We start from the raw sequence: 10475 nt of genomic DNA, 5'->3' as shown, positions 1-10475 counted from the left end.
GCTTCCAGGTGGGGGGCGGGGGCTTGGGGCGTGGGATGCCGTTGTCTGGCATTGGCGCACCTCCATGTGCCCAAGGTGCGTCCCATGTCTGTCCATCGCCAGGAGGAGGCGCCGGGCGCGCGGACAGGGGGGCAAGGTCCCGAAGGGCATGTCGGCCCGGGCCTGCGGGAGGGGCGGGCGCGACGCACCGTTGGAGCTGGAGGTGGTCCAGATGCTCATCGTCGGCGCGATGTTGGTGGGAATCCTGGTGATGATGCTGGTGCTGGGGGGAGCCATCGTGGGAGGAGCGCTCGCGCACAAGAACGCGCGAGAGGATGACGCGCGGTGGGCCAGGGAAGACGCGGAGCGCGCGGCCCGGCGCGACCGCGACCTGTCCGGGCCCGTGGGTGGGGAACCCGTGCACGCGTGAGGCGCCCGGGCATTGGTCCTGAGGGGGCATGCGGCTAGGGTGGCCCCTCGATGAAACGCCTTTGGCCATTGCTCGCGCTCATGACGGCTTGCGCGAGCGCGCCCTCCTCCGGTGAGCGGTACGTCGAACCTGGACGGGGCGAACCGGTGCGGGGGCCCTGGTCGGAAGTCGCTTCATTCGAAATGCCGACGGGAGATGTCACCCTCCCCATCGATTTGCTCAAGGACGTCGCCGACGCGTTGCTCAGGCTCCCCGGTGCGCAGGCTTGCGATCCCGTCAGCCAACGGCCCATCGTGGGCCTGTCCATGGAGTACTGCTCGACGGTGTACGTCGCGGGGACGGATGACGCCCTGTCCTGGAGGGTCACGAAGCCCCTCCGTGGGTCCTATAACGGCTGCCAGCCATCCTCCGAGTGACGGACAGTGACCACCCCTCCGACCGCATCTGGGTCGTGGGCTACATCCACAATCATCCTTGCGGAACGCCACCGTCCACCCTCGACCTCACCGTATGGCCAACGGATGCATTCGTGGGCAAGCCCGCGATGGCGGAGTTCCGGATGATTCCAGGCAACCCCAAGCCTGCGACGTTCAAGGGACAGCCCCTGCTGATGGCCTCCGCCCTTGTCGCGGTGCAGAAGGACGGGTCACGCGTCTTCCTGCGCTACTTCCCCACGGGAGAAATCGAGCAGTGGAGCCAGCGGGAGCGGCGCTGGCGGCTTCTGGGCACGTGCGTCCCGACGCGGACCCGTTACAGCTCCGCCCCGCTGTGCCGGGACGGAGCCATCCAACTGCTTGCCGAATAGGAACTGGGATGAAGAACGTCTGCGCGCTGTTCGGGGTCGTGGCGATGGTGACGGGATGCGCCGCCCGGGCCCCTGCCTGGAAGGGGACTGTCGAATGGCCTGACGAGCAATCCGCGAAGCTCGTCGGACAGCCCATGGAGGCTGGAGCTGTTCTCGCGGCCGCGGGTGCCATCCGCGAGTTGATCCGCACCAACCCCTACCCACGCTTGTTCGATGGGTGTTCAAGCCCGGAGCAGGGACTGGTGGCCGTGGTCTTCACGGGGCCGACAGAGGGGCTCTACTACGTGAGGGTGATCCACGACTTCGTCCGATGCCAGGGGCCGCGATTCCGTCTCCTGGATGGTTGGGATGTCTATGCGGTCACTCCCCAAGGGCAGGTCGTCGCGAAGGATCCACTGGGGCCAGGGGAAGCCCCGCAGCCGGCTCCGGACGTGCAGCCGCCTTCGACGCCCCCCGCACCGGAGCCCGGCCCTGGCGGGGACGCGGAGCGTAGTAGCGGCACCGTGACTGAATGAGGCGCTCTCTTCATGTGGGTGCGAGGATGCGCGCCGTGCGATTCGCGCTGCTGTCATGGCTGGTGTTGCTGGTGGGGTGCGCGGGCTCTGTGTCCGCGCCGACTCCCTTCGCGACCGCGAAGACGGGGCGTGGTCCCTGGGCGGAAGTGCCCGCGGTCGAGATGCCCGCGGGGGACAACTCCATCCCCATCGGCCTGATACGGGATGTGGCGGACGCCTTCCTCGGTCGTCCAGGTGCCCGGACATGCGACCCCGCGACGCTGCGGCCCATCCAGGGCTTGTCCACGGAGTACTGCGCGGCCGTCTATGTCGCAGGCGGGCGAGAGGCCTTGTCCTGGCGCGTGTCCGAGCCGGTTCGCGGAAGCTCCAGTCGCTGCTCCGCGCCTCAACACGTCCAGGATGAGGATCATCCGGCCTCGCAGGTCTGGGTGGTGGGCTTCATCCACAACCACCCGTGTGGCAGCCCTCCTTCCTCGGTGGACCTCATGGCCTGGCCGACGGATGCGATTGATCCGCTCACGGCCATGGCGGTGGTGCGCCTTGTCCCCGGCAATCCTGCGCCCGCCCTCTTCAAGAACCTGGCAATCGAGATGGCCTCCGCCCTGGTCGCGGAGCGCATGGACGGCACCCGGGTCTACCTGCGCTATTTTCCCACGGGCGAGGTCGAGCAATGGAGTGAACGGCGGCGAACGTGGGTTCTCCTGGGCACCTGCACGCCGACCCAGAGCCACCTGGGGGCGGAGCCCCGGTGCACGAATGGGCCGTTGCGACTGCTGCGTGAATAGGGAGCGTCGATGAGGGGTAGGGTTGTGGCGGCAGGATGCATCGCGGTGCTCGCGGGATGTGCCGCGAAGCCGAAGGCGTGGACGACGCCCATCGAATGGCCCGACGAGACGTCCGCCACACTCGTGGGGCAACCGATGGACGCCGGGGCCGTGGTCGCCGCCGCCAGCGCGGTACGGGAGTTCATCCGCACGAACCCCGACCCCACGTTGTTCCAGGGCTGTTCCAGCCCGGAGTTGGGTCTGGCGGTCTCCGTCTTCACCGGGCCGACCCAGGGCCTCTACTTCGTCGCGGTCCACCAGGACTTCAGGCGGTGTGGAGGCCCGCGCATCCGAATGCTCGATGCATGGGATGCCTATGCGGTCACTCCCCAGGGAGAGGTGCTTGCAAAGGCCCCACCTCCGGCGGGAGACGCTTCGTTCGCGGTCCCGCCACCAGTTCCGGACGTGCAGCCGCCTTCGACGCCCCCCGCACCGGAGCCCGGCCCTGGCGGGGACGCGGAGCGTAGTAGCGGCACCGTGACTGAATAAGGCGCTCTCTTCATGTGGGTGCGAGGATGCGCGCCGTGCGATTCGCGCTGCTGTCATGGCTGGGGTGGCTGGTGGGGTGCGCCGGTGGGCCGAGCACCCTCGCCGAGCCCGAGCGTGCCCGGGGACCGTGGTCCGAGGTGCCCGCCGTCGTGATGCCGACGGGTGAGCGGTCCATTCCCATCTCGCTGCTTCGCGACGTGGCGGATGCGCTGCTCCGGCTCCCAGGAGCGAAGACGTGCGACCCGAGCACGCAGCGGCCCATTCCAGGACTCTCCACGGAGTACTGTTCGACGGTCTACGTGGCGGGAACGCGTGACGCCTTGTCCTGGCGGGTCACCGAGCCCACTCGGGAGCGCCACAACCGGTGCACGCCCTTCTTCGCGGTGGAGGACGCGGACCATCCCGCTTCCCAGGTCTGGGTCGTGGGCTACATCCACAACCATCCCTGCGGAGCGCTGCCCTCCTCACCAGACCTGGGCGCCTGGCCCACGGATGCGTTCAGGCCCGCCGTCACGATGGCGGAGGTCCGATTGATTCCAGGCAACCCCGCGCCGGCCCGGTTCCAGGACACGTTCCTCGAAATGGCCTCCGCCGTGGTCGCGGAGCGTCAGGATGGAACCCGCATCTTCCTGCGCTACTTTCCCTCAGGTGAGATTGAACAGTGGAGCGAGGCCCGGAAGGACTGGCTCCTCCTGGGACGCTGCGCGCCTGCTCGTGCCGGTGGTCTCAGTGTCGCGCCCCGTTGCGAAGGTGGCGCTCTCCGGTTGCTGCATGAGTAGGAGACGGCGGATGCGACAGGGACATGGATGGCTGGGGCTCCTGCTGGTGATGTCCGGGTGCAGGCACCCTGCTGCCGCTTGGAAAGGCGTCGTTGAATGGCCGGATGAACGTTCGGCCCGGCCCGTGGAGAGCCCGATACCCGCGGGCGCCGTGCAGGCCGCGATGGGCGCTGTTCGCGAGTTCGTCAGGACGAACCCTCGCCGCTTGTTCTCCGGATGCGAGCACCCCGAGGACGGCGTCAACGTCTCGCTCTTCACGGGCCCGACGCCAGGCCTCTACTACGTGTTGGTGGATCCCGACTTCGAGCGATGCGTGGGGCCACGTCGGCGCATCCTGGATGGCTGGTTCTTCTACGCGGTCACTCCCCAGGGAGACGTGGTCGCGGAATCCCCTGGGCCTCCGGATGAAGGCGCGCCCGTGGAGCCTCCCCGGGCCCCGCCACCTCCCGCACCGGAGCCACCGGCGCCCGAGCCTAGCGGGGACGTGGAGCGTAGTAGCGGCGCAGCCAGCGGCTGAGGCCGTCCAGGCCGGGGAAGAGGACCCGCTCGGTGATGTTCGCCTGGTCGAGCTTGTCCCGGATCTCCCACTTGAGCTTCGCCGGCACCACCAGCCTGCGCACGCCCTGATGCTGGTGCCCCAGGAAGTCGTTCAGGCTCAGCCCCGGCCCGTTCATCACCGAGAACAACGCGAACTGGTTCACGATGCGCGCGTCCAACGACGGCGGCTCGAAGAACAACACGAACGGGTGCTCCGCCAGCCCGTCGAACGCCGCCAGGTCCCCCGCCACCGACGCCAGCATCTCCCCCGTGAAGACGTCCGCGCCCTCCACCCGCAGCTGCTCACGCAGCGGCTGCGGCAGGTGCCGGTTCGTCTGGTGGTAGTCCACGCACCAGACCGCGCCGTCCTGCTCCAGCAGGTCCATGCGCTCCGTCATGAAGTGCAGCGCCACGTACGGGCTGAACGTCCAGTCGAGCAGCCGCGTCGGCATCCCGTGGTGCTGGGCCAACGCCAGCCAGTCCCAGATGGACGTCAGGTGCTCCGTGCCCGGCACACCCCGCGCGTACTTGCGGAAGGCCCGCAGCAGGTCGCGCTCCTGCCGCACGAACGCCCCCTGGCGGTTGAGCGTCGCCGTCAAATCCAGCGTCGCGTCCGGCACGCCCCGGAACACGAAGTTCGTGCGGAACCGCCGCAACGGCTCGTTCCACGAGCCCGCGAACAAGAGCTCCTGCAACTCCAACCACGATGTGACCCGCTGCTCCTGCATCCGCTGCCCCCTCGCAACCGGACAAGGTGCATCCGGGCCCGCGAAGAACGCAGTGTCCGGACGTACAGGAGGCGGGACCGGACGACGGGCGTCCCTGCCAAAAAGGGCCAGGACGCCCGGCCGTCTCAACTCAACGCTTGAAACAAAGACACCCTACGGCTGCCCGAAGTTCGCGGGCTGCGTGAAGGCATACGAACTGGCGCCCGGCGCCTTGTCCTGCTGGAACAGGGGGCACTTGGCGCAGGTGAAGCTCTCCCAGTCCTGACGGACCGCCACGTCGATGCAGCCGCCGTAGAAGCGGCAGTGGACGTTGCGGTGGTCCTCGATGGAGAACGTTTCGGCCCGCAGCGGAGGGTGGAACTTGGTGGGACGCGGCTGTGGACAAGGCATTGGATTCCTCTAGCCCCCCTCGTGGGTGCTGATTCCCTCTACTGACTGGTGCGTCGCGTCATTCCCGGCCGGTCATCACCCGGCCACTGAACGCTTGCACCCCATCTCATCGCTGCCAGCAGAAGACCGTGTGGGTGTGACACATTCAAAAGGCACAACAGCCTAATGACGTCGGGCGTCCGCGGCCCGCCCCGCCACGGTGTCTGCCTTCACGAGGAGTAACCAGCCGGCCGGGCCACCGGAATCTTCACGCCTGGAGCGCTTTCCCGCGAGAATGCGGCACGTGAGCTCCCCCGCCGCCCGATCCCCTCGTGATTCCTCCCGCTGGCTGAGCGCCCTGGCGCTGCTGTCGCTCGTGCTGCTCAGCGGCTGTTCCGCCTTCTCCCGCGCCGTGCGCGAGGGCGACGGCGCCGTGAAGGAGCGCCACTGGGCGGAAGCTGAAGCCGCCTACCTGCGCGCCCTGGCCGCGGATCCGGAGGCCTCTGAAATCACCGTGAAGCTGCGCGCGGTGCGCCGGGAGTGGGGCGAGGAGGTCTACCAGGAGGCCGGCGCCGCCCATGCGTCTGGCGACCTGCCGTCCACCACCAAGCTGCTGGTGCGCGTGCTGGAGCTGAACCCGGACCATGAAGGCGCTCGCGCGCTGCTCGCCCAGACGCTGGATGCGCGCGTGCAGGTGGCCCTGGGGCTGCTCAAGGAGGAGAAGCTCCAGGACGCCCGCGCGGAATTGGATGCCGTCTTGGCCGTGTCTCCGGACCACGTGAGCGCGCGCAAGGGCGTGGACGCCGTGCAGGTGGCGTGGGCGAAGCGCTTCTATGCCAGCGCGGAGACGCTGGAGAAGGCCGGCAAGCTGGGCAACGCGCTCGTCGCCTACGTGCGCGCGGACCAGGAGCGCGTGGGCGCCACCGCCGCCCGCGAGCGCGCGGAGGCCGTGCGCCAGAAGCTGCGCGACGAGGTGGCCTTCCTGGTGGTGGCCACGCCGGTGGAGGACAATGCCCAGGCGCCGGACGTCGCCCAGCGGCTGAGCGCGGGCCGGCTGGCCGCGGCGCTCCCCACGAAGCTGCCCCTGAAGGTCGTCACGGAGGCGCCCGCGGGCCGCGTGGGCGTGAAGCTGGACCTGTCCCTGGAGCGCGTACTGCCGCTCAAGGCGGTGGAGGATTCCCAGCGCAGCCAGCGCTACCTCGCGGGCAACCGCTCCGTGCCCAACCCCAAGCGCGGGGACTACGAGAAGAAGCTGCTGGAGGCCGAGCGCACCTTGGAGGGCGTGGAGCGCAAGCAGGCCGCCGTGCTGCGCGAGTACCTGCGCGCGCAGGTGGAGCTGGGCACGCTGCGCGACGCCGCCGAGCGCTGCCGCGAGCGGGAGAAGCGCGAGTGCCGCCTGGCCATCCAGGAGTGCGGCGAGGAGGCCCGCGACGCGAAGAGCCCCGGCAAGCTGCCTGGCGAGTGCGACCCGGAGCGCTGCTCCGGCCAGTGCACCCAGGACGAGGGCCTGATGTCCATGAAGGCCAAGGCGGCGCGCGTGCTGGAGGTGGCGGTGCAGGCGGCGCTGGACAAGGCGGAGCTGCAGCGCTCGGAGGTGCAGCGCAACCGCGACACCGTCTTCCGCGAGCCCATCACCGTGGAGGAGCCCATGTACTCGGACTTCGTCTACGACGTGCAGCTGCACCGGCTCACCGTGACGGCCACCGTGACGTCGGTGATGCGCGACCTGCTGACGCCGCAGCAGGTGCCCGCGCCCAACACGCAGGACTACGCGGTGCTGCACGAGGACCTGGCGCACAAGGGCTATGACCGCTACGGCGTGCTCGCGGACCCCGTGCAGCTGCGCAACGAGCTGGAGCTGCGCGTGGACGCGGGCGACAAGGCCGTGGCGGACGTGGCGAAGCACGTGAAGGAGCGCTTCGACCTGTACCGCGGCAAGCGCGTGGAGGACGCCCGCCGAGGCATGGTGCGCCCCGGCGCCGAGGACGTGGTGGAGACCGCCGTGCGCGCGCTGCTGCTCACCGCGGACGCGCCCCCGCAGGACATCCTCCAGCCCGTCGCCCGCGCGCGCGGCCTGACGAACCCGGCGGCCCTGCTGGGCGTGGGGCAGTAAGCCGCCGCCCGAGCCGGGTCAGTCCAGGCTGGCGCTCATCTCCGGGCGCTCCAGCCGCAGCGTCTCCACCCGGCGCCTGCGCGCGCCCGCGATGGTCACGTGCCACGCGGCCGCGGCCAGGCCCACGAAGAAGCAGCCCGCCCACAGCGCGGTGGCGCCCACGTGGCCCAGCATCGCGCCGCCCAGCGCCGGGGCGATGCTGGACGCCAGGCCCCACATCATGTGGTACGCGCCCTGGTAGCTGCCGCGCAGCTCCGCCGGCGCCAGGTCCGCCACCACCGACGGCGCCACCGGCGAGTGGACAATCTCTCCCAGCGTCCACACCGTCACGGCCGCCATCGCGAGCGGCACCGTGGCGGGCAGCGCGTGCAGCCCGAAGCCCACGCCGGTGAGCACGCCCGCCACCGCCAGCGCCGTGGAGCGCCGCACCCGGCCCACCCCGCGCACGACGAACGGCTGGAGCGCGACGATGAGCACGCCGTTGACGGACATCACCAGGCCGTACTGGGCGGGCGTCAGGCCCTGCCGGGTCAGCGTCACCGGCAGGCTCATGAAGCTCTGGTGGAAGAGCAGCGCCAGCGCGAACACCGGCAGGCAGAAGGCCAGGTACACGCCGTCGCGGAAGGGGGACAGCACCGCGCTCAAGGGCGAGTGCGCCGCGTGGGCGGCTCGGGCCTCCGGGGGCCGCGTCTCCGGGACGAAGGCCCAGACGCAGCAGCCGTAGAGGAACGTGGTCACCGCGTCCGCGATGAAGAGCAGCCGGTAGCCCATCCCCGCCAGGAGGCCCGCCAGCGGCAGCGCGATGGCGAAGCCCAGGTTGATGACCCAGTAGAGCAGCCCGTACGCGCGCGCCCGGTCCCGGGGCGGCACCACGTCCGCCACCGCCGCGGACACCGCCGGCCGGTACAAATCCCCCAGGATGCCCAGGAGGAAGGCCGCCGCCGCGATGCGCCCCGGCGTCTCCGAGAAGCCGATGAAGAGCATGGCCCCGGCCCCCAGCCACAGGCCCCCCGCGAGCGTCAGCCGCCGGCCCACCCGGTCCGCGAGCATCCCGCCCAGGGGCGCCGCCAGCACCGCGCCCAGGCCGTTGAGCGACACGATGAAGCCCGTCTGCTCCACGCTGAAACCGCGCTCGCGCGTGAGGTAGAGCGCCAGGAACGGCGCGACGAACGAGCCCAGCCGGTTCACGAAGGTGCCCACCCACAGGACCCAGTACGTCCGTGGCAGGCCACCCCCGCCCAGCGCTCTCAACACCGTGGCAACGGGATTCATGGCGGATGCCCGACGGACGTGGGGTGGTGGGACTGACCGCGGGCGCCCGACAGCATGCGCTCACGCCCCGCGCGTTTCCATGCGCGCCCGGGCCCGAGCAGGCGGTTGGGGCCTCATGCATTCCAGCCGCGCTTGAAACCCGGACTTCCCGGTGCGCGCCGTCATGGCGCTGGACATCGCTGGCGGGCTCCTCCAGGTTGCCGCGCCAATCCACACCTAAGGAAGGCGGGACGCAAGGCGGGCATGGGGCAGGTCATCGGACTTCTGGGGGTGTGCCTCGTCTTGGGTGTGCTGGCTCGGCGGAGCGGCCGGTTCCCGGAGGGGGCGGTGCCCGCGTTCAACGCCTTCCTGCTCAACGTGTCCCTGCCCGCGCTGGTGCTGCGCGCCATGCACCGGCTGGAGTTCGCGCCCGGGCTGGTGGTGGCCGCCGCGGCGCCGTGGCTGCTCTTCGCGGGTGCGGTGCTCTTCATGCGCCTGCTCGGGCCCCGGCTGGGGCTGACGCGCGAGTCCGTGGCGGCGCTCATCCTCACCGCGGGGCTGGGCAACACGGCCTTCGTGGGCCTGCCCATGGCCTCCGCGCTCCTGGGGCCCTCCGGCGTGCCGGTGGCGGTGGTGGCGGATCAGCTGGGCTCGTTCCTGGTGATGGCGACGCTGGCCACGCTGACGGCGGCCCGGGCGCGGGCCCGGACGGAGCTGTCCGTGCGCACGCTCGTGCGCAAGGTGGTGATGTTCGTCCCGTTCCAGGCGCTGGTGTTGGCGCTGCTCTTGCGCCCCTTCGCCTTCCCGGACTGGCTGGAGTCCGTGCTCCAGCGCCTGGGCGACCTGCTCACGCCGCTGGCGCTGTTCATCGTGGGCTTCCAGCTGCGGCTGAAGGGGCTGTTGCCCCGCGCGCCGGCGCTCGCGCTGGGGCTGTCCTACAAGCTGTTGCTCGCGCCGCTGGTGGTGCTGGGCCTGCTGATGTTCGTGCCCGGGCTGGCGCTGGTGGTGAAGCAGGCCACGGTGCTGCAGATCGCCATGGCGCCCATGGTGACGGCGGCCATCCTCGCCGCCGAGCACGAGCTGGATCCGGAGCTGGCGGTGCTGATGGTGGGTGTGGGGATTCCGCTGTCGTTCTTCAGCGCGCCCATGCTCCTGTCTTGGGTGCACTGAAGGTGGGGTGACGCTCGCTTCTTCAGGCGAGCGCCGTGGTCTCGAAGGAGAGCTCGACGCCGTTGGGCTTCACGCGCATCTGCGGGCGCGAGAGGACGTGGCAGTGCGGGCAGTAGCCGTGGGCACCGGCGGGCGTGGCCCGGATGGAGACCGCGCCGCCACACATCATGCAGCCCTCGGGAAGGTCGAAGTCCGCGAACCGCTCTCCGCTTTGGGTCTCGAAGTGGGTCATGCCATTGAGTTAACGCAGGATCCGCCCGACACAAGCAGACCGGCATGGCCCCGCGAGGACCCGGTGTGGCGCCTCGCCCCACCTTTCGGGGACAGAAGGCGGCCCTCCAGGGCGCCCTGCAAACGTTACCGGTCCCCGGACGACTGCTCACCCGGCGACACCGCAACCCGTTGGGCAGGCTGGCGGGCGCTGGCACGGAGATTTCATGGCGTACCCCCTCGGACAACGGCGTGAGGGGGAGGCGGGATGGGTGC

General features: G+C 70.3%; 13 protein-coding genes. 9 read left to right on the top strand and 4 right to left on the bottom strand.

The genetic code is table 11. The features are described 5' to 3' along the window. The first annotated feature begins 148 nt into the window (after positions 1–148). The 7 genes from D7X96_RS16665 to D7X96_RS16635 all read left to right on the top strand — a co-directional run bounded on the left by D7X96_RS16665 (position 149) and on the right by D7X96_RS16635 (position 4338). Positions 149–409, top strand: coding sequence for a hypothetical protein (locus tag D7X96_RS16665; protein ID WP_147468327.1), 261 nt, complete (start codon positions 149–151; stop codon positions 407–409). A gap of 529 nt (positions 410–938) precedes the next feature. Then, positions 939–1214 (top strand): hypothetical protein, encoded by a 276-nt coding sequence (locus tag D7X96_RS40965; protein WP_244219611.1) that lies wholly within the window; start codon positions 939–941, stop codon positions 1212–1214. 8 nt (positions 1215–1222) lie between these two features. Beyond that, the gene (locus tag D7X96_RS16655; protein WP_121724981.1) at positions 1223–1729 is read left to right on the top strand and encodes a hypothetical protein; all 507 of its coding nucleotides are present in this window, start codon (positions 1223–1225) and stop codon (positions 1727–1729) included. A gap of 35 nt (positions 1730–1764) precedes the next feature. After that, positions 1765–2514, top strand: a complete 750-nt coding sequence (locus D7X96_RS16650; protein WP_244219610.1) for a hypothetical protein — start codon at positions 1765–1767, stop codon at positions 2512–2514. Positions 2515–2523: 9 nt separating this feature from the next. Next, entirely contained in the window at positions 2524–3042 is a 519-nt protein-coding gene (locus D7X96_RS16645) for a hypothetical protein (protein WP_121724982.1), read from the top strand. A gap of 35 nt (positions 3043–3077) precedes the next feature. Continuing rightward, positions 3078–3821, top strand: coding sequence for a hypothetical protein (locus tag D7X96_RS16640; RefSeq protein ID WP_244219609.1), 744 nt, complete (start codon positions 3078–3080; stop codon positions 3819–3821). A 10-nt stretch (positions 3822–3831) separates the two neighbouring features. Further along, positions 3832–4338, top strand: a complete 507-nt coding sequence (locus D7X96_RS16635; protein WP_121724983.1) for a hypothetical protein — start codon at positions 3832–3834, stop codon at positions 4336–4338. Here the strand turns inward: D7X96_RS16635 and D7X96_RS16630 are convergent. Beyond that, positions 4295–5086: an FRG domain-containing protein gene (locus D7X96_RS16630; protein WP_121724984.1), complete on the bottom strand. Its 792-nt coding sequence runs from the start codon at positions 5084–5086 to the stop codon at positions 4295–4297. The two genes, D7X96_RS16635 and D7X96_RS16630, sit on opposite strands and share 44 nt — an antisense overlap. 153 nt (positions 5087–5239) lie before the next feature. Continuing rightward, positions 5240–5476 (bottom strand): hypothetical protein, encoded by a 237-nt coding sequence (locus D7X96_RS16625; RefSeq protein WP_120550225.1) that lies wholly within the window; start codon positions 5474–5476, stop codon positions 5240–5242. 274 nt (positions 5477–5750) lie between these two features. Here D7X96_RS16625 and traC point away from each other — a divergent pair, with 274 nt between their 5' ends. Beyond that, positions 5751–7568 (top strand): outer membrane exchange accessory lipoprotein TraC, encoded by a 1818-nt coding sequence (traC, locus tag D7X96_RS16620; RefSeq protein WP_121770176.1) that lies wholly within the window; start codon positions 5751–5753, stop codon positions 7566–7568. Positions 7569–7586: 18 nt separating this feature from the next. On the opposite strand, the gene D7X96_RS16615 is transcribed toward traC, so the two are convergent. Beyond that, positions 7587–8840: an MDR family MFS transporter gene (locus tag D7X96_RS16615; protein ID WP_120550223.1), complete on the bottom strand. Its 1254-nt coding sequence runs from the start codon at positions 8838–8840 to the stop codon at positions 7587–7589. A gap of 243 nt (positions 8841–9083) precedes the next feature. Between D7X96_RS16615 and D7X96_RS16610 the strand changes: the two genes are divergently transcribed. Then, a complete protein-coding gene (locus D7X96_RS16610; protein WP_121770175.1) occupies positions 9084–9989 on the top strand; it encodes an AEC family transporter in 906 nt (301 codons plus the stop codon). A 22-nt stretch (positions 9990–10011) separates the two neighbouring features. Here D7X96_RS16610 and D7X96_RS16605 read toward each other — a convergent pair whose 3' ends face one another. Beyond that, entirely contained in the window at positions 10012–10221 is a 210-nt protein-coding gene (locus D7X96_RS16605) for a hypothetical protein (protein ID WP_120550221.1), read from the bottom strand. Between the last annotated feature and the right edge of the window lie 254 nt (positions 10222–10475).

The organism is Corallococcus interemptor (assembly GCF_003668875.1).
GTDB lineage: Bacteria > Myxococcota > Myxococcia > Myxococcales > Myxococcaceae > Corallococcus > Corallococcus interemptor.
This window is presented reverse-complemented; position numbering and strand designations above follow the sequence as displayed.